Raw genomic sequence first — 17,629 nt, 5'->3', positions numbered from 1 at the left:
AGCTACGCAAGCATCGCGAACACGATGCTCTGCAAGAGAGGCATCTCACCCAGATCGAGGCGCTGAATCGCCTTATGGACGCGACTGTGCAGGCCCTTGCAACTACGGTGGAAGTGCGGGACCCCTATACTGCCGGCCATCAGCGTCGTGTAGCGAAGCTGGCGGTGGCCATCGCCACGGAGATGAGGCTGTCGCCCGAGCGGATCGAAGGCCTGCGATTGGCCGCAGTGCTTCATGATATAGGCAAGATCCATGTGCCCGCGGAAATTCTCGCCAGCCCCCGCAAGCTCACCGCAGCCGAGTTCGAAATCATCAAGACGCACCCCACAGTCGGTTACGACATTCTCAAAGACATCGACTTTACGAACCCGGTGGCCCGGATCGTATTGCAGCACCACGAGAGGCTGGACGGTTCAGGGTACCCGGCAGGCTTGAAGCAGGAGCAGATCCTGCTCGAGGCGCGTATTCTTTGCGTGGCCGACGTGGTGGAAGCTATGGCATCGCATCGCCCCTATCGGCCGGGCCTTGGTGTCCCCAAAGCCTTACATGAGATCTCGGAGCACAAAGGGCAGATGTACGATTCCGACGTCGTAAGCGCTTGCGTAGGCCTATTCCAGAGCAAGCAGTTCGAACTGTAGGCTGCGACGACAGTCGAGACTCGCCGACGGCGCCCAACCATCCGTTCAACCACGACGGGCCGCAAGTGGTCCGCGGCTTAACGGCACGTTGGTAGGCAAGAAGAAGGCGATGATCCAGCTCATCCACGTCGAAATTGTTGGCTTAATCGGTGCCACAGTTTTTGGAGTAATTTGGGCTCTTGACCCGACCGGGAATTGGGAGCCTTTGACTGCACTTTGCGGACTCATTGAGGTCGGTACAGAATTTGCGAGCTTCGCCTAGTCTGCGCTACAAGTGAAAAGGGCGGGCGGCCTAAAACGGCTGAACAACGGATTGGCTCCAGGTGATGGCGAACCTCTGCCAACCGATGAACCGTGAGTTAAGCGGCTCCTTTTAGGTGCTTACCAGCTATTAACGGAACCATATCGATGACTGTCTTTGGCCGGTGATGAGGCAGTGATAATGTCAATTTGCTAGCCGAATACCGGACAGCCGATTGGGTTACATGATGCCTTAATTTTTAAAATTGGATAATTACCCCGACCGGCGGGTATTGGCCGATCCAAGCCATCCAAAGTCTGGCCGGATTTGTATCGGAATGCCTAGTGGTTGTGTTCCGAATATGTACAGTTTCGCTTAGGCCTCTGATTCCAGTCGTTCCAGCAACTGCACTATTTGCAGATTTGCTTCGCGTAACTTACTGAAATCCTCGCCGCCGTCATTTCTGCCGTCCAGCCGATGCCGTTGGAGATTTTCCGCTAGCGTTTGTTGTCGGGATTGCGCCCGCTCCAGTTGTTCCAGTAAGCGCGCATCGATGCCGCGTTCGTGTTTGAGCCGTTCCAGCCACCGACCCAGATGCGATTTTTTCGAGTTCAGGATAGGCCAGCGCGGGCTGCTGTTGGCTGGGGGGTGCAGGCATTGTTCGAGACGACGCAGCCAATACTGCTGCTGAAGTTTCAGTAATTCCAATTGGTTTTGCCAATTAGTCAGCGAAAGCCTCGCGCAATCGGTCCAGGCCGTATGGTTGCGATAACTGTTGACCCAAGCCAGCACCGCATCGGCCGGCATCGCTTCGGCGATGGCGCAACCTTGGGCGATGCTGCACCCCAAATCGATCAGAAAAATGCCGTGTTCTATATCTTCCACGCCTTCGGCAACCGCTTCGCGTTTGAAGGCCTTGGCTAAGGCGATCACGCTTTCGACTATGGCCATGTCATCCGGGTCGTCTATCATGTTGCGTACGAAGCTCTGATCGATCTTTACCGTGTTGATGGTCAAATGCCGCAAATGCGCCAGCGACGAATAACCGGTGCCGAAATCGTCGAGCGCACAGGGTACGCCCAGGTCGTGATAACATTGTTTTAGCGTCTCGCCCACCGAGATCAAATCCTCCAGTACGCTGCTTTCCAGTACTTCCAGCTCCAATTGCCGGGAAGGAATTTGCGGGTATTCGGTCAGCAAGGTTTCCAGGGTTTTGATGAAATCCGGCCATTGTAGATGGCGTGGCGATATGTTCACGCTGACTTGCAGATTCAGGCCAAGATCGTGCCAGATCTGCAATTGCTTGAATGCTTGTCTTAGCACCCAGTTGCTCAGGTCGATTTCCAAAGTGGTGTTTTCGACTATAGGCAGAAATTCGGCCGGCGGCAACAGACCGCGTTCCGGATGGCGCCAACGGATTAGGGCTTCCGCGCCGACCACTTGGCCGGTTTTGATATTGACCCTGGGTTGGTAATACATGCAAAACTGGTTGTCCATCAGCGCCTGACCGACCTCGGCCAAGGCTTGCTCCAAGCGGCTGGGGCGATGATTGATACTGCTCGATTGTCCGGGCAAATGATCGTAAATCCGATACCGGTTGCGGCCATCCAATTTGGCCTGATACATGGCTTGGTCGGCGTGACGCAACAGAATATCCGGATCTTCCAGATCAAGGGGATAGATGGTGACGCCGCTGCTGGCGGCAATCCGCACATGCCGGTTTTCCAACTCGAAAGGTTCGGCCATGGCTTGATGAATACGGGTCAAGGCATCTTCGCATTGCTGCACCGATTGCAAGTTTTCGAATAGCAATGCAAACTCATCGCCACCCAGCCGGCAAACCGTGTCGCCTTCGCGCAACTTTAACTTGATGCGTTTGGCCACTTCCACCAACAACTGGTCGCCGGTCTCGTGGCCGAAGTTATCGTTGACTTGCTTGAAGCCGTCCAAATCCAGATAGCACACCGCCAACAGCGATTCGGCCCGTTTGCTGTGGGCGATAGCCTGAGCAAAGCGGTCGGCAAATAAGGCGCGATTGGGCAATTGGGTGAGCGGATCGAAATGCGCCAGTACTTCCAGCGCTTGCTGTTGTTGCTTGCTTTCGGTGATGTCGGAGAACAAACCCAGATAATTGATGATATTGCCGGCGTCGTCGCGCAAGGCGGAAACCGTTAATAGTTCAGCATACAAATCGCCGTTTTTCCGGCGATTCCAGACTTCGCCTTGCCAATGCCCGGTCTGGTTTATGATCTCCCACATGGCTTCATAAAACTCCGGCGTTTGTCGGCCGGATTTCAAAAAGCTTGGGTTTTGCCCAAGCGCTTCCTCGCGGCTGTAGCCGGTGATGTCGGTGAAGGCGGCGTTGACATCGATGATCTGGGCATTAATGTCGGTAATGATGATGCCTTCATGGGCGTCCGAAAATACCCGCGCCGATAGCCGCAGTTTTTCCTCGGCCGCTTTGCGTTTGCTAACATCATGGACAATGCCGCGCATCCGCACCGGTTTGCCGCTGCCGTCCCGCTCGACCTGACCAACCGAGCGCATCCAACGCTTTTCGCCGCTAGGGGTTTGAATACGATATTCCACATCGTAATTGGCGCCGCACTCAAGGTGCTCCCGGGTTGCTTCCAAAATTAAATGCCTATCTTCCGGGCAAACCACTTCCAGGAAATCGTTCCAGGTATGCAGTGCTTTATGCGGAAAACCCAGTTCCGTCGTGACGATTTCCGACCAGAACTGGCGGTTTTTCAATAAATCCGCTTCCCAGATACCGACGCCGCCATAAATTTGGCTGATACGAAAGCGTTCTTCGCTTTCTTTTAGCGCCAGTTCGGTCTGTTTGCGTGCGGTAATGTCCTGGACCAATACCACAAAACGGTCGGGACCGGCTTTATAGCTATCGATGGCATACCAACGGCCCAGATCGGCCACGCAGTTTTCGAAATGTTGGGGCTCGCCGCTGGTGTCCAGACCGTCGAAGCTGCTGATCCAAGCGCATTCGGTATTGGGCAGCACTTGCTTGACGGTTTTGCCTATCCAGTTGTCGCGGGCAATGCCGGTCATTTTTTCAAAGGCCGGGTTGATGTCCAGATAGCGATAATCGACGATTTTGCCGCTGCCATCACGTATCACCTGATGTAAGGCAAAACCCAGCGACATATTGGTGTACAGGCGGGCCAGGTCGGCCTCGCTACGTTTGCGGGCATTGATTTCCTTCCGTAGCCTGAACACCCAATAGACGAAAAACAATAGGGCCAGCAGGGCCACGGCGGCGGATCGCAACAACGCCTCAACGCGAATGCCTTGCTCGACCTTCAAGGCCATCCAGCGGTTGATAATGGCATCGTGTTCGGCTTGACTGATATTGGCTAGGGCTTTTTCCAGCAGCGACAGCAATTGTGGATGGGATTTGAGTGCGGCCATCCGGGTTTCGTTGAGGTACCCTGGTTGGCCGGCAATATGCAGATTTAAGAAGCCTTGTTGTTTGATCGCATAACTGGCCGAGGCCGCATCGCCGATATACGCATCCACCTTGCCTTCGGCCAGTAGATTCAGCGCTTCTTGTACCGAGGGGGCGGTCAGCAGCTGTATCCCTGGGTAGTCTCTGTTTAGCAATTCCTGAATAAAATAACCTTGTTCGATAGCGACATGCCGCCCCGTCAGCAGTTGCAAGGAGTTAATATAACCACTGTTTTTGTCGCCGATGATCACAGTCGGCGTGCTGATATAGGGTTGGGTAAAACTCAGGTATTGCTCTCGATCCGGGGTTTTGGTCGCCCCGGCGAGCATGTCCAGTTCGCCGCGCTTGGCCATGTCCAGCACTTCCTGCCAGGACTTGTCCATGATCAAAACGAATTTCACCCCTAATCTCTGCTCGACTAGCTTTAGATGCTCGGCAATCATGCCTTGATGCTCGCCAGCCGCGTCCAGCCATTCGTATGGCGGAAAATTTCTATCTATACCCACTCGAATTTCAGCATGTTCAGCCAGCCACTGCCGCTCCGCATCGCTCAATTGCAAAGCGCTGGCTTTACTGCCGCCGTAGACAAAATCATTTAGCTGGCCGTCGCTCAAAGGACGCGCTAATTGCAGGTTGGCATATATGTCGGCCACCCGGCGTAAGCGGGCAGCCTCTATTTGCCCAAGCGGGATGTAGTCCGGCATGATCAGCTTACGGGTTTCCTCTGCTTCGTAGAGCAGTTGCTCCGGACTAAGTTTGCTTGGGTATTTGTTTTGGATGAGCTCGATCAGCAAATTGGGGTGAGCCAGCGCATATTCCCAGCCTTTCAGACTGGCCCGGAGGAAACGCTCGGCGCGGCCTGGATGTTGCTGTAGCTCTTTACGACTGGTGAAAAGCAAGTCGCCGTAAAAGTCGATACCGTAATTTTGCGGATTGATAATGTTGAATTTGATGCCCGCGGCGCGAAAGCTAAAAGGCCGGTCGGTGATATAGCCGGACATCACATCGACTTTATCCGCGATAAAGTCTGCGTTGTTAAAGGTCTCGGCAATTTTTTGATAACGGCTTTCGTTCAGATTGGCTTCGGCCAGTAAGGCACGAACCTGCGCGTTATTCTCGCCGACCACATCGTACATGATGCGCTTGCCGGCCATTTCGTAAGGGCTGACGATGCCGGACGATTGCTTGCTGAACAGCACCAGCGCATCGTGCTGAAAAATGGCGGCCAAGGCCGCGATAGGCTTACCGTTGGCATACTGGGCGATGATGCCGGAATCGCCGATGCCATATTCGGCTTGCCCGGATGCGACGTGTTCGATGTAGTCCTGATCAGGATTGCGCTCGCGTATTTCTACCTGCAAGCCTTCCTCGGCATAAAAGCCTTGCTCGATAGCGGCGTAATAGCCGGCAAATTGGAACTGGTGAAACCATTTTAATTGCAGCGCTACTGTTTCCAGCGGCCGATTTGCTGCGGGTGTGGCGGCGACACTGGACGTACAAAACAGTAAAAAAAATACCGCGGACAGTCCGAAAATGGTTTTTTTCATAAATGCCAGTGGTGGCCTGTTTTGAAAGTAGGGTTATTCTACATCCAAAGGCAAACGGGCTAGGCGGATTTAGTCGGCTGTCGCGGAAGTGAACAACGATTGAAATTTATTTTTGCCGGCGTTGGATTTACGCTGCTGGGTATGCGCCAGTGCGAGTTTAGCCTCGTTTTGCAACTGGCTATCGGCAAATACTTGCTGCTTGCGCAGCGGAGCCTGGATAGCCTTATGCAAATATTCCTCGGCTTCCGCGCTACGATCCTGTTGTAGTAAATAATCGGCGTAAAAGTAATTGGCGTCGATACCGTTAGGATTAATTTTTAAGCTGGCTTTCAACATTTGCTCGGCGAGCTGATTATCCCCAAAAGATACCGGCCAGCCAGGCACCATGTAATACAGCGTGCCCAGCGTGACATAAGCCGCACCATCTAAGGCATTGGGATTTTGGGCAATGGCTTCTTCCAACAGCGTCTTGGCGGTTTGCAGGCTGGACAAGGCACTCAGAGAGGATTGAAACGCCGCATTGGTGGCGATAATCGTCGCTTGCCAGATTTTCGGCTCGGCGGCGTTCGGGTAGCGTTTGGTCAATTCGGCGGCTTTTTCCAGCAATTGCGGATAGGTTTGTCTTTGCCGGGTTTCGTCGCTTTGATAATAAACGCTGGCCCAATCGCTTTCCAAATGGGCGATAGCGGTCGTCAGCTCCGAGGCTCGCAGCGGACCGGCGAAAAGTATCAATAAAACAACAATAGTAGCTTTGCTCATACATTCAATATAGAGCATTGCATTTTGGATTTCAATACGTCCTTTAAATTATTGTTTTAACAATGTATTGCCTATGACCAAAATTCGCTAAGCGCCAGGCTTTAGTGCGGGTGTTTAGGTCTATGTTTGTAGTGCTGTAGCGACTCTGCGATTGTCTTGTCCCAGTTTTGCAACAATCGGCGCAAAAACCCGAAAATGGCAACTTTTATCGCGTGCCTGGATTGTTGCTTGTTATTTGCCCCAATCCTTGAACGGATGCTTGCAGAGGTTATTGTTGTAGTAACGTAAATCGTCGGTAACTTCCATGCCGACCCAGTCCGGTTTAACGAAGGCCTCGCCCACTGCCGATAATTCGATTTCGGCGACAATCAAACCTTGGTTATCGCCCATGAACTCGTCAATTTCCCAAACATGCCGGTCGCGATAAACAAAATAGCGGACCTTTTCGACCAGCGGCTTGTGACATAGCTCGTCGAGAATACTATTGGCGTCGCTTAACGGAATTTCGTATTCGAACTCCTGACGATGGGTGCCGATAGTGGCGCTCTTGATGTTCAGCCAAGCCTGGCTGTCGGAAATCCGCACGCGCACCGAACTGAGTGGACTGCTGCTTAAATAGCCCTGCTTGTAATGTACGAAATGATCGATTTCACCGCGCCAGTCGTCGTTCGCCAGTAAAAACTTATGTTCAACCTCAAGCGCCATAGTTGTTTTCCTTAGATTAGTTAGTGTTAAGCAATAATTCTTTATTATAATGCTGGGTAATTAGGTTTGGGCTGTCAGTCCGTACCTAATCACTGCTGCTGTTCAATCAATCTGGAGAATAAAGATGGCTTTTGAATTACCTGCATTACCGTACGCAAAAGACGCATTGGCGCCGCACATTTCCGCAGAAACGATCGAATTCCACTACGGCAAACATCACCAAACTTATGTCACCAACCTGAACAATCTGGTTCCCGGCACCGAGTTTGAAGGCTTGTCTCTGGAAGAGATTGTGAAAAAATCCTCAGGTGGCGTATTCAACAACGCAGCGCAAATCTGGAACCACACATTTTACTGGAACAGCCTGTCACCCAACGGCGGCGGCGAACCAACCGGTGGTTTGGCGAATGCCATCGAAAGAACTTTCGGTTCTTTCGAGAAATTCAAAGAAGAATTCACCAAATGCGCGGTTACCACTTTCGGTTCAGGCTGGGCGTGGCTGGTTAAGAATGACAAAGGCGGTTTGGAACTGGTTAGCACCAGCAACGCCGGTTGCCCGTTAACCGCCGGCCAAACGCCGTTATTGACTTGCGACGTTTGGGAACACGCTTATTACATTGATTTCCGTAATCTGCGTCCTAAATATCTGGAAGCGTTCTGGGCATTGGTTAACTGGGAATTCGCCAGCGCCAATTACGAAGCTTAAGGATTAAATGGCGCGGGCCGGCGTCCTCACAGGCCCGTCCGCGCTATTCTTACTGTCGCCGTAGTTCAGCCGGCTTAATCACTCAACGTCCATTCAGTCTCCGCAGGATCATTTCTTTACCCAAACCTGCTGCAAGTTCGTTTTTAAAAAATCGTCCGGCCGCAGCACTTTTTTGCTCAAGAATAGGATGCTTTGTTCGACCAGTTTGATGTCCACAAATGGACAAACGCAACGGTAAATAAAGTAAATAAACTCGGTGCAGCTAAAGCTTTTGTGGGTTTCAAAATCAAATCCAAAATCGTAGGCATATCCTAGATGAGCCAGCGCCAACCTTTTTGCCTGGGCGATCACGTTCGCACTGGCGACTGTATCGCCGCCTTTTAAAGCTTGATAAATCCGTTCTTCCTCAGGACTAAAATCCGGTGTCTCCGTACTGCCTACCTGGACTTTCTGCTCGGTTTGTTTGCCAAGCCGTTCTGGTAAACGCAGGATGGCGATTTTGTCGCAGCGGGTGAAAGTCAAAATATCTTCCATGAAGACACCTTCTGCCATGGAGTGAATCACCATTTGTTTGCCGGGGGTGAACCAGTCTTTGCCGTTGTCCTGCTGACCGGCGCGTGCCAAAGGCTTGTCCAACTCGTCCGTGGCTTCGCCGTAATAAAATCCGGCATGGCTAAAGGTGCCACCGATAAATTTGCCGTCCAGATAATTGTCGTAACCGCGCAGCAAAATATCGCCGGGTTGCAATGTGTCGAGAATTTCGCGCAGATCAGGACCCTCAATGCGATAAGAACCGGGATCGTAAACAATGAACATCGGGTGCGGGTATATTTTGATGTCGCCGAAAAAAGTTAAAAACTTTTCCCAGGGACTTTGCCGACGGGTCTTCGGGGTCGCACTCATGTTCGGTCTCCTTGTCGTTGGGTTATTAAAAGCGCGTATCTGCCTATCTTCCTCCTGGGGGCTTATCGGTGCAAGACGCATGCATAATGCCGCTAATGAACCGTGAGTTTTTAACTTGCTGTGGGATAGCCGCGGCAGACTTGCTGGCCGGAGGCTGTGATCGAATGAATAGGTGGTGTTATAAAACCGGCCCTTAAACATCGGCCCTGCGAAGGCGAGAGCCCAGGGATTTTTAAGGACCAGGTTAATACTGCGAAGCGAAACGCTGCAACGGGCCTTACTTGCTACTAAAAAAGGTCTCCAATGCTTTTGCCCGGTCGGCGCTGACTATCTGCGCGTGTGGCCGGCTTTCGATCAGTTGCATATAAGCCTCAATGCCCGGAATATGCGTAGTCACCAAATTCTCACCGTAGATTTTTTGGGTGGCAAAACCCACCAATTGCAGATGCGGCCAGGCCACGATGTCTGCCGAACTAAAGCTGTCGCCCAGCGCATAGGGCGACAATTTCAGCAGCTTGGCTAAACCCTTCAGACCGGTATCGAGCTTGGTCCGGACTTCATCCTTGGTTTCTTGCGGTACGCTGCTGCCGAACAGGGCTTCCCCATACAGGCGGCGAGCGATCAGTTCGACGTTCAGTTCGAGATGCTGGATGAATTCCCGGCATTTACCGCGTTCGTAGACATCGACCGGATACAGCGGATGTTCCGGAAATGCATCTTCCAGATACTCCAGGATTGCTTGCGATTCCGATAGATAACCGTCGCTGGTTTTGATGAACGGGATTTTTCCCAGCGGCGAACGTTGCAGCAAGTCTTCGTTCTGGCTGGGTGGGGTAAACTCTTCGATGAACGCTATATCCTTTTCCATCAACGCAAATTTAATTTTGTTGTAATAGTTGCTAATTGCCACGCCATACAAAGTAATCATTGAATAATCTCCAGTAGTTGAATTAAGAACAAAGCCATAACAGACCGGTCAGTCTATTGAAATAATACATACCGGTCTGTATAGTTGCAACATGTTTTTTCTCGGTACTCAATTATGGCCCGCAATCTCCAAGATCACATTTTGCAAACCGCCTCCGCGCTTTTTTACAGCCAAGGCATTAAGGCCACCGGCGTCGATGCGATAGTAAAAGCCGCCGGCACCACCAAGATGAGCCTGTATAAGTACTTTCCATCAAAAGACGATCTGGTCTTGGCGCATCTAAGCAAAAGCAGAGATGCCATGCTCAATCGGATCCTGGCCGGCGTGGAATTGCGCGCCAGCGAACCCAAGCAAACGTTACTGGCGGTGTTTGCCGTATTCGATGAATTGTTATCCAGTCCGGAATTTCGCGGCTGCCCGTTCATCAACGCCTCTGCTGAATTTGCCGAAGCGTCCAACCCGGTGCAACTGGCTGCCGCCGAATTTTCCGATACTTTCCGGGAAATATTGGCGGATTTGGCCCGGCAAGCCGGCGCACAGGACCCGGAATCACTGTCCCAGCAACTGTCCATGCTGATTTCCGGAGCTATAGTCAGCGAGCAGATGCGCCGACAATCGGGGGCCATGCTTACCGCTGCGGCGGCTGCAAGCATCCTGATCGAGCAAAGTTTAAGCCGCGCGGAACCAGCTTAGTCCAAGCTGCCGGCAATGCCCTATTAATCGGCAAGCCGGCAACTGGCATACAATATCGCTACCTTGGGCCTCACCGAGAGGCCCCATCACTCTTTGGACTTGACCGCTTTTGAGCTCACTACGCCAACTCGTTTCCCAAACCGCCATCTACGGTCTCAGCAGTATCGTCGGCCGTTTTTTGAATTATCTGCTGGTGCCGCTGTACACCTACACCTTCAGTGCCGGCGAATACGGCGTGGTTTCCGAGTTTTACGCCTATGCCGGATTTTTTGCGGTGCTTATGGTACTGGGTTTGGAAACCGGGTATTTTCGGTTTCGACAGCGACAAGAATTTAGTAGTGACGAAGTCTATCGTAACGCCTTAGGTTTTCTGTTGATCACTAGTCTAGGTTTTATCGCGGCAATCTACTATTGGCAACAGCCGCTGGCCGACTGGTTGCAGTATCCGCGACATCCGGAGTATTTGCTGTGGTTCGGCTGGATTTTGGCGCTGGATGCGCTATCGGCGTTGCCGTTTGCCCGGCTGCGTGCAGAGAACCGAGCCTGGCGTTTCGCCGGCATCAAGATGACCGAGATTTTCATCGCCATCGCCTTGAATCTACTGTTTTTGTTGGCCTGGCCCAAGCTGCAAAGCCTCTGGCCGGATAGCGATCTGACTGCGTATTACGACCCTGAACTAGGTGTGGGTTACATCTTTTTAGCCAATCTGGCCGCCAGCGTTTGCAAGCTTCTGCTGTTGCTGCCGCAATTCCGCGCGGTGCGTTTCCAACTCGATCCGCGCGTGCTCGGGCCGATGTTGCGCTACTCCCTGCCCATGGTGATTATCGGCTTTGCCGGCATGGTTAACGAAATGCTGGACCGCGCAATTCTGAAAGTCTTACTGCCTTACGATTTGCCCACCAACCTGAAGATGCTGGGTATCTACGGCGCCTGCTATAAGCTGTCGATTTTGATGAGTTTGTTCGTGCAGGCCTTTCGCTACGCCGGCGAACCGTTTTTCTTTTCCTATGCCGGCCGCGCCGATGCCAAACGGGCCTATGCATTGGTGATGCAGTATTTTGTGATTGCCGGGGTATTTATATTTTTAGTAGTGATGCTGTTCATCGACCTGTTCAAATATTTTATCGGCGAAGAGTATCGAGTGGGCCTGGAGGTGGTGCCGATTTTACTGATGGCCAATCTGCTGCTGGGGATTTATGTCAATCTGTCGGTTTGGTACAAGCTCAGCGACCGCACCGGCCTGGGCGCCTGGGTGTCGCTGGCCGGGGCAGGCCTGACCATTGTGTTGAATATCTGCTGGATACCGGTGTGGGGCTATGTCGGCTCGGCGTGGGCGACGCTGGCTTGTTACCTGTTTATGGTGGTTTTATCTTGGGCTTTGGGTCGGCGCTATTACCCGGTGAGTTATCCGGTGGGCAAAATAGCCGGCTATTTTGCATTGGGTTTGGCGCTATATTTTGCCAACCGCTACGTGTTGGATAGCTGTCAGATCAATGTGTGGTTGGCTGGCGCCGTGGGCTTGTTGCTTTATTTGAGCGTTGCGGCTTGGTTGGATGTTCGACCGATATTGCGCAGCCGCCGCCCGAATTAAATGCCCGGCAACTGTTCCGAATAGAAAGGTCCGAGCCGGCGCGTTTTTAAAATATTGATGCGGCGCTCCGCAACGCGCTGCAAAAACAAGTTTCGTGTCTGCGCGTCTGCGGCAGACCAAAGCCGGATTTCATCCAGGGAACGGAAGCAGCCCAGGCAAATATCGTCGTCGTTTAGACAACAGTTTCTGACGCATGGCGATGTTGGGTTGGATTCTGAATTGATCATGGTCGGGGCATTTGTTGTTGAAAATACTGCTGAGCCTGCTCCACATCGTGGTGTATCTGCTGTTTCAGCTCGGTCAGCGAGGCAAAACGAATTTCGTCGCGCAGCTTCTTTTTAAAATGCACTTCAACGTAATGACCGTAAATGTCCTGATTGAAGTTGAATAAATGCGTTTCCAAGACCACTTTAGCGCCACCGTCGAAGGTGGGGCGCGTGCCGACATTGGCGACACCTTGGTGTTCGCTGCCATTCAAGCCGGTCATCGTCACCGCGAACACGCCGACAATAGGGGTATTCTTCCTGAACATTCTGACATTAGCGGTTGGAAAGCCCAACTCCCGGCCACGCTTGTCGCCGTGCGCCACCCGGCCGCATACCGAATAATCCCGGCCCAGCATGAGTTTGGCTTGCTCCAATTGGCCTTCGCCGAGGGCATCGCGAATCAGTGTGCTACTGACTCTTAATCCGGCCAGTTCGAAAGAATGACTATCTTCCACTTCAAAACCGTATTCCTGGCCACGATGCTGTAACAGTGCGAAATTGCCGCGCCGCGCCTTACCAAAGTGAAAATCGTCGCCAACCACCAAATGTTTGACTCGCAAGCGCTCGACTAAAATGTCGCGAATGAAATGCTCGGCATCGCAATCGGCCAGGCTGCGGTTGAAAGGCAACACCAGTAATTCGTCGACCGGTAGTTTAGCAAACTGAATGGTTTTCTCGCGCAAACGGGTCAGTCTGGACGGCGCGTGGTCGCCGAGGAAATACTCTAAAGGCTGGGGTTCGAAGACCATTGCCACGGTCGGCAACTGCAAACGCCGGCCGTGCTCGGCCAGTTTTTCGATCACCAGCTGATGTCCAAGATGCAGACCGTCGAAGTTGCCTATGGTCAGCACACAGCCGTCGCGTAACGGCTCAAGATGATTCAAACCCCGAATTAAGCGCATGATGGCTGTCTGACTAAAAAGACTAATTCTATCAGTAACAGCCGGTGAGCGACCATGCCGGCAATGGCCAACGCATTTGGCGGCGCTAAAATTCGTCTTGCCGCATCACGGTTTTCCACCGAATATAAGCCCTCCAAGTTACCCGGCAAACCACCGACATGACATCGATAAACAGCATCTGCATCTATTGCGGTTCCAGTTCCGGCCGGCTTGAGGCATACGGCGAGGCCGCGCAAGCCTTGGCCGCCGCGCTGGTCAGCCGTAACATCCGCTTGATTTACGGCGGTGCCGGGATCGGCATCATGGGCATGGTCGCGGACCAGGTGTTAAAACTCGGCGGCCAAGCGATTGGCGTTATTCCCAAGGCCTTGGCGCACAAAGAGGTCGCCCATCCCAATCTGACCGAATTGCACGTCACCCAATCCATGCACGAACGAAAAATGCTGATGGCCGAACTGGCGGACGGCTTTATAGCACTGCCCGGCGGTATCGGTACGCTGGAGGAGCTATTTGAAATTTGGACCTGGGCGCAGCTTGGATTTCATCAAAAGCCCTGCGGTTTGTTAAATGTGGCGGGTTATTACGATGCCTTGATCAACTTTCTGGATCATGTTGCTGCCGAGCAATTCGTCAAGCCGCATCACCGTGGCATGTTAATGGTCGAGGCCGATCCGCAAGTATTGCTGGACCGCTATGTCAATTATCAGCCGCCTGCTGTAAAACATTGGGTGAACAAAGACCAAACCTGAGCCGGCATACCGGTCTGCGTCTGAGATATTTTTTATTCGGATTGAGAGTTCGCGGTCTTGGACTATCATCGACAGGGTGTAACGCGCGATTTTTAGGGTTTGATGAATATGGCTAAGGTAAACGGCGAGAAATTGAATCGCAGAGTGGCTTTTCGCATCTATGAACAAGCCAATCTTTTCTATCGAAAGATTGATCGGGATGGGCACATGCAAGCGCCGGAAAATTTCGATGCTTTGCTGAGTAACAGCGATCGGTCTGATGCCGCCGCGCCTCATGCGCTGCCCGATTCGCAAAGCCGGGAAAACGATACGCTCAACGTCAATATCAGCGCCAGCGGTATTGCGTTTACCTCGAAAGACCCTTTGCAAGCCGGCGATTATCTGATGTTGCGGATATTGCTGTTATCCAGCATGACGGCAATCATGACCTGCTGTAAGGTGGTGTATTGCAAACCCAGCAACCCTTACGAAAACGACCGTTATCCGTATTTAATCGGCGCCCAATTCATCAATCTGACGCCCGAAGATACGGCACTGTTAAGCCAACATATCGACAGGAATAAAAAACAGCAGTGGGCCGTGAACGGTGCATTGCTGAGCCTGGTCTTATTCGTCCTGGCGATGCCGGATGCCGCATTCGGGCTGTTAATGGGCTTCGTCCATCATATTTTCGAAGTTGTTTTACACGTCATACACTTGATCTTCGAGTATGCGGAATACAATCTGGACCATGTCATAGAACACGCATTCCATACCGATACACACGCTACGCAAGTCATCGTTTTTTATATTCTGTGTACGATCGGCCTGATCGGCCTGTACTTTCTTTGGCGCATTGTGCCGCATAACTGTCGGCGGGCCGGCAATAGCCTGATAGCTTTCTGGTGCCGCAAAAAAGCCAGTTGTTTTTACTTTTGGGGTCAGCAAGCGCTGGTGGATAAGATCAAGATTGTTGCAATCGGCGTTATAGCCGTTACCGGCTATGCCTATTTTGGGATGTGACTGTGTTGCTTATTAGGGGTGTGGTTTTCCCTAGAATTTAGGCTGGACCGACGTAACAGCCCAGCCCTGTTCAAGCTTTAAAGCGCTTTATACAGTTCGATAGTCTTGGTCAATTCTTCAGTAGCTTTGGCTACGTTACCGGCTTTAGACTGGATCTGTCCTTGCATCAAAGATGCGTGAGCTTTTTTCGCGGCTTCGGAACTGCCGGCAATCGCTTCGGAACTGTTTCTGGCGGCTTTCAGATGAATCTGCGCAGCGGAGAAATCGCTTTTGCCGACTTCAACCAGCGCTTTTTCTATGTGAGAGATAATGCCGGCGGTACCGGATTGCGCTGCGGCAGCTGGTGCTTCTTCAGCAGCAAATGCGCATACGTTGGCCAGACTCAAAGACGCTGCCAATGACAGGGTTAACACTGCTTTTGTAAATAATTTCATTAAGTAGATTTCATGTGATGGTTAATAGGTCCAATGCCCTAAAAAACACGTCATCACAGAATAGATTTTTTGTACCGGAAACTTACTGTCTAAGTTTGTCGCGAACGAGCACCGGCACAGCACCTTTTGGCAAATTGCCGACAAAAGGCTTGGAGCAAATCCATGCTGATTGGAAGTATCTTTTTTCCTACTGGGTCCAATTGAAAAACATTATTGCTTTTCAGGGACCATCATAACGGATTTAGCGCGTCGACAACGGACCATTTGCAATGGGTGGTTGCGACAAGTTGCCGCAGCGCCCCGATTCTCGGTTTTCTAGGGCGCAAGCCGGCGCCCTATCGCGGTCACCACGCCCTGTGCGGCAATCATTTATAATGCCCAACCGCCTATTGCTGCATTCATCCATCATGATCGACACCCTATACATCGAATCCGCTATCGAGCAGCATCCGCGCGTAGCGACGATTCGGCGGCGTTTTCCGCAAGCGCGGACGGTGGCTTGCGAGCGGTACGGCGAGGTGTTTAATCCCAAGGCGCAAAACTTTCGTTTGCAGAAGCAGCATCCGGCATTGATTCTGGCGGAAAAATACCAAAAGTTCGTATTGCCGGCGCCCACCGGTTACGGCATCGGTGGGCAGCGCAATTATTATTTTTCGCACATGCTTAATTGCTTGTACGACTGCCGTTATTGCTTTTTGCAGGGCATGTACCAGTCGGCCAATTACGTGCTGTTTGTAAATTACGAGGATTTTCAAGAGCAGATTCGCCAAACCTGTTTGCAAACCCCGGATGAGGATGTTTATTTTTTCTCCGGTTACGATTGCGACAGCCTGGCTTTCGAGCCGGTCACCGATTTTGCCGAGCAGTTTTTGCCAGTGTTTGCCGACATGCCCAACGCCTGGCTGGAACTGCGCACCAAGAGTACGCAGATTAGAAGTCTGTTGAATCGCGAGGTGGTGCCGCGCTGCGTGGTGGCGTTTAGCCTCTCGCCGGATGCGGTGGCCGATAAGGTGGAAGCCAAAGCACCCAATGTAACCAAGCGCATCGAAGCCGCCGCCAAATTGCAGCAGCAAGGCTGGCAGGTCGGTTTGCGTTTCGACCCTTTAATTTATCAGCACGACTATCGGCAGCAATACCGGGCGTTGTTTGAACAAGTATTCGCTATGATCGATGCTCAGGCTTTACATTCGGTCAGTCTGGGGGTGTTTCGATTACCCGAGCAATACTTCAAAAAAATCCACAAGCTGTACCCGGATGAAAAGCTGTTCGCCAGCCCGCTGCAAACCGCGTCCGGCATGGTGTCTTACCGCGCTGAACTGGAACAGGCGATGATGGCGGACTGCTCGCAAATGTTGCTGGAATACATTCCGCAAAGCGCATTTTTCCCATGCATACTTTAAAGCGCACGCTACTGGTGACCGGCGCCAGCTCCGGCATTGGCCGGGCGATTGCGCGACAACTGCTGGCGCACGGTCACCAAGTCATTGGCACGTCCCGAGATTGCCGGCGGTTTACCAAAGTTCACCCCAATTTTGTCGGCGTCCAGCTGGATCTGGCTAAATTAGCCGGCGTTCCGCTGTTTGCCAAACAGCTGCAAAATGATTTCCCGGATTTGGATGCGGTGGTATTTGCCGCCGGTTACGGCCAATTCGGCGGTCTGGAGCAATTTTCCTTCGAACAAATCGAAACCTTGATGACCGTCAATTTCACCGCACAGGCCTGCCTGACGCGAGCGCTGTTACCGAAACTAAAGCAAAAAACACACGCCAATCTGGTGTATATCGGTTCGGAAGCGGCTTTAAAAGGCAGCCGCAACGGCAGCATCTATTGCGCCAGCAAATTTGCATTGCGCGGATTTAGCCAGGCTTTGCGCGACGAGTGCGGCAAAAGCGCGGTGCGGGTGTCCTTGGTTAATCCGGGCATGGTCGATACTGCGTTTTTTGATACATTGTCGTTCGCACCCGGCAAACAATCCGGCCAAGCCTTGATGGCTGAGGATGTTGCCGATGCGATTTCTTATATCCTGCAAGCAGGCCCGCACAGCGTCATCGACGAAATCAATTTAAACCCATCCAGCAAAGTGATCGAATTTAAGAAATAAT

General features: G+C 52.1%; 16 protein-coding genes. 8 read left to right on the top strand and 8 right to left on the bottom strand.

Features of this window, described 5'->3' with window-relative positions:
- Nucleotides 1–638: HD-GYP domain-containing protein (locus NP589_RS08820; RefSeq protein ID WP_256606649.1), on the top strand; the 638-nt coding region annotated here is incomplete at its 5' end.
- Nucleotides 639–1,254: 616 nt separating this feature from the next.
- On the opposite strand, the gene NP589_RS08815 is transcribed toward NP589_RS08820, so the two are convergent.
- The 3 genes from NP589_RS08815 to NP589_RS08805 all read right to left on the bottom strand — a co-directional run bounded on the left by NP589_RS08815 (nt 1,255) and on the right by NP589_RS08805 (nt 7,353).
- The gene (locus NP589_RS08815; protein ID WP_256606648.1) at nt 1,255–5,889 is read right to left on the bottom strand and encodes an EAL domain-containing protein; all 4,635 of its coding nucleotides are present in this window, start codon (nt 5,887–5,889) and stop codon (nt 1,255–1,257) included.
- A 69-nt stretch (nt 5,890–5,958) separates the two neighbouring features.
- Nucleotides 5,959–6,648 (bottom strand): tetratricopeptide repeat protein, encoded by a 690-nt coding sequence (locus NP589_RS08810; RefSeq protein ID WP_256606647.1) that lies wholly within the window; start codon nt 6,646–6,648, stop codon nt 5,959–5,961.
- A 231-nt stretch (nt 6,649–6,879) separates the two neighbouring features.
- Nucleotides 6,880–7,353, bottom strand: coding sequence for a CYTH domain-containing protein (locus NP589_RS08805; protein WP_256606646.1), 474 nt, complete (start codon nt 7,351–7,353; stop codon nt 6,880–6,882).
- Nucleotides 7,354–7,477: 124 nt separating this feature from the next.
- On the opposite strand from NP589_RS08805, the gene sodB reads away from it, so the two are divergent.
- Nucleotides 7,478–8,059 carry a superoxide dismutase [Fe] gene (gene sodB / locus NP589_RS08800; RefSeq protein ID WP_020484147.1) on the top strand — a complete coding sequence of 194 codons (582 nt, stop codon included), beginning with the start codon at nt 7,478–7,480 and terminating at the stop codon, nt 8,057–8,059.
- Between the two features lie 108 nt (nt 8,060–8,167).
- Here sodB and NP589_RS08795 read toward each other — a convergent pair whose 3' ends face one another.
- The gene (locus NP589_RS08795) at nt 8,168–8,962 is read right to left on the bottom strand and encodes a C40 family peptidase (RefSeq protein ID WP_256606645.1); all 795 of its coding nucleotides are present in this window, start codon (nt 8,960–8,962) and stop codon (nt 8,168–8,170) included.
- Between the two features lie 277 nt (nt 8,963–9,239).
- A complete protein-coding gene (locus NP589_RS08790) occupies nt 9,240–9,890 on the bottom strand; it encodes a glutathione S-transferase family protein (RefSeq protein ID WP_256606644.1) in 651 nt (216 codons plus the stop codon).
- Nucleotides 9,891–10,004: 114 nt separating this feature from the next.
- Between NP589_RS08790 and NP589_RS08785 the strand changes: the two genes are divergently transcribed.
- Both NP589_RS08785 and NP589_RS08780 read left to right on the top strand, forming a co-directional pair.
- Nucleotides 10,005–10,583: a TetR/AcrR family transcriptional regulator gene (locus tag NP589_RS08785; RefSeq protein WP_256606643.1), complete on the top strand. Its 579-nt coding sequence runs from the start codon at nt 10,005–10,007 to the stop codon at nt 10,581–10,583.
- A gap of 109 nt (nt 10,584–10,692) precedes the next feature.
- Nucleotides 10,693–12,174 carry a polysaccharide biosynthesis C-terminal domain-containing protein gene (locus NP589_RS08780; RefSeq protein WP_256606642.1) on the top strand — a complete coding sequence of 494 codons (1,482 nt, stop codon included), beginning with the start codon at nt 10,693–10,695 and terminating at the stop codon, nt 12,172–12,174.
- Here the strand turns inward: NP589_RS08780 and NP589_RS08775 are convergent.
- Both NP589_RS08775 and ribF read right to left on the bottom strand, forming a co-directional pair.
- Nucleotides 12,171–12,401 (bottom strand): DUF1289 domain-containing protein, encoded by a 231-nt coding sequence (locus NP589_RS08775; RefSeq protein ID WP_256606641.1) that lies wholly within the window; start codon nt 12,399–12,401, stop codon nt 12,171–12,173. The genes NP589_RS08780 and NP589_RS08775 overlap by 4 nt on opposite strands.
- Complete coding sequence (gene ribF / locus NP589_RS08770) at nt 12,398–13,342, bottom strand: bifunctional riboflavin kinase/FAD synthetase (protein ID WP_256606640.1); 945 nt, start codon at nt 13,340–13,342, stop codon at nt 12,398–12,400. The genes NP589_RS08775 and ribF overlap by 4 nt, the downstream gene beginning before the upstream one ends.
- A 158-nt stretch (nt 13,343–13,500) precedes the next feature.
- On the opposite strand from ribF, the gene NP589_RS08765 reads away from it, so the two are divergent.
- Both NP589_RS08765 and NP589_RS08760 read left to right on the top strand, forming a co-directional pair.
- Nucleotides 13,501–14,091 carry an LOG family protein gene (locus tag NP589_RS08765; RefSeq protein WP_256606639.1) on the top strand — a complete coding sequence of 197 codons (591 nt, stop codon included), beginning with the start codon at nt 13,501–13,503 and terminating at the stop codon, nt 14,089–14,091.
- Nucleotides 14,092–14,199: 108 nt separating this feature from the next.
- Entirely contained in the window at nt 14,200–15,093 is an 894-nt protein-coding gene (locus tag NP589_RS08760) for a PilZ domain-containing protein (protein WP_256606638.1), read from the top strand.
- Nucleotides 15,094–15,170: 77 nt separating this feature from the next.
- Here NP589_RS08760 and NP589_RS08755 read toward each other — a convergent pair whose 3' ends face one another.
- Nucleotides 15,171–15,527: a hypothetical protein gene (locus tag NP589_RS08755; RefSeq protein WP_256606637.1), complete on the bottom strand. Its 357-nt coding sequence runs from the start codon at nt 15,525–15,527 to the stop codon at nt 15,171–15,173.
- Nucleotides 15,528–15,934: 407 nt separating this feature from the next.
- Here NP589_RS08755 and NP589_RS08750 point away from each other — a divergent pair, with 407 nt between their 5' ends.
- Together NP589_RS08750 and NP589_RS08745 are read left to right on the top strand one after the other, a co-directional pair.
- Complete coding sequence (locus NP589_RS08750) at nt 15,935–16,927, top strand: SPL family radical SAM protein (RefSeq protein WP_256606653.1); 993 nt, start codon at nt 15,935–15,937, stop codon at nt 16,925–16,927.
- Nucleotides 16,915–17,628, top strand: a complete 714-nt coding sequence (locus NP589_RS08745) for an SDR family oxidoreductase (protein WP_256606636.1) — start codon at nt 16,915–16,917, stop codon at nt 17,626–17,628. Before NP589_RS08750 ends, NP589_RS08745 begins: the two co-directional genes overlap by 13 nt.
- The last annotated feature ends 1 nt before the right edge of the window (nt 17,629 follow it).

The organism is Methylomonas rosea, assembly GCF_024505055.1.
GTDB classification, from domain to species: Bacteria; Pseudomonadota; Gammaproteobacteria; order Methylococcales; family Methylomonadaceae; genus Methylomonas; species Methylomonas rosea.
Note: the sequence above shows the minus strand (reverse complement) of the source record. Positions and strands in the feature narration are given on the sequence as shown.

What these genes read in the sequence shown, in the direction of transcription:
- NP589_RS08815 (WP_256606648.1), bottom strand. Translation starts at nt 5,889, where the DNA reads ATGAAAAAAACCATTTTCGGACTGTCCGCGGTATTTTTTTTACTGTTT.
- NP589_RS08810 (WP_256606647.1), bottom strand. Translation starts at nt 6,648, where the DNA reads ATGAGCAAAGCTACTATTGTTGTTTTATTGATACTTTTCGCCGGTCCG.
- NP589_RS08805 (WP_256606646.1), bottom strand. Translation starts at nt 7,353, where the DNA reads ATGGCGCTTGAGGTTGAACATAAGTTTTTACTGGCGAACGACGACTGG.
- sodB (WP_020484147.1), top strand. Translation starts at nt 7,478, where the DNA reads ATGGCTTTTGAATTACCTGCATTACCGTACGCAAAAGACGCATTGGCG.
- NP589_RS08795 (WP_256606645.1), bottom strand. Translation starts at nt 8,962, where the DNA reads ATGAGTGCGACCCCGAAGACCCGTCGGCAAAGTCCCTGGGAAAAGTTT.
- NP589_RS08790 (WP_256606644.1), bottom strand. Translation starts at nt 9,890, where the DNA reads ATGATTACTTTGTATGGCGTGGCAATTAGCAACTATTACAACAAAATT.
- NP589_RS08785 (WP_256606643.1), top strand. Translation starts at nt 10,005, where the DNA reads ATGGCCCGCAATCTCCAAGATCACATTTTGCAAACCGCCTCCGCGCTT.
- NP589_RS08775 (WP_256606641.1), bottom strand. Translation starts at nt 12,401, where the DNA reads ATGATCAATTCAGAATCCAACCCAACATCGCCATGCGTCAGAAACTGT.
- ribF (WP_256606640.1), bottom strand. Translation starts at nt 13,342, where the DNA reads ATGCGCTTAATTCGGGGTTTGAATCATCTTGAGCCGTTACGCGACGGC.
- NP589_RS08765 (WP_256606639.1), top strand. Translation starts at nt 13,501, where the DNA reads ATGACATCGATAAACAGCATCTGCATCTATTGCGGTTCCAGTTCCGGC.
- NP589_RS08760 (WP_256606638.1), top strand. Translation starts at nt 14,200, where the DNA reads ATGGCTAAGGTAAACGGCGAGAAATTGAATCGCAGAGTGGCTTTTCGC.
- NP589_RS08755 (WP_256606637.1), bottom strand. Translation starts at nt 15,527, where the DNA reads ATGAAATTATTTACAAAAGCAGTGTTAACCCTGTCATTGGCAGCGTCT.
- NP589_RS08750 (WP_256606653.1), top strand. Translation starts at nt 15,935, where the DNA reads ATGATCGACACCCTATACATCGAATCCGCTATCGAGCAGCATCCGCGC.
- NP589_RS08745 (WP_256606636.1), top strand. Translation starts at nt 16,915, where the DNA reads ATGCATACTTTAAAGCGCACGCTACTGGTGACCGGCGCCAGCTCCGGC.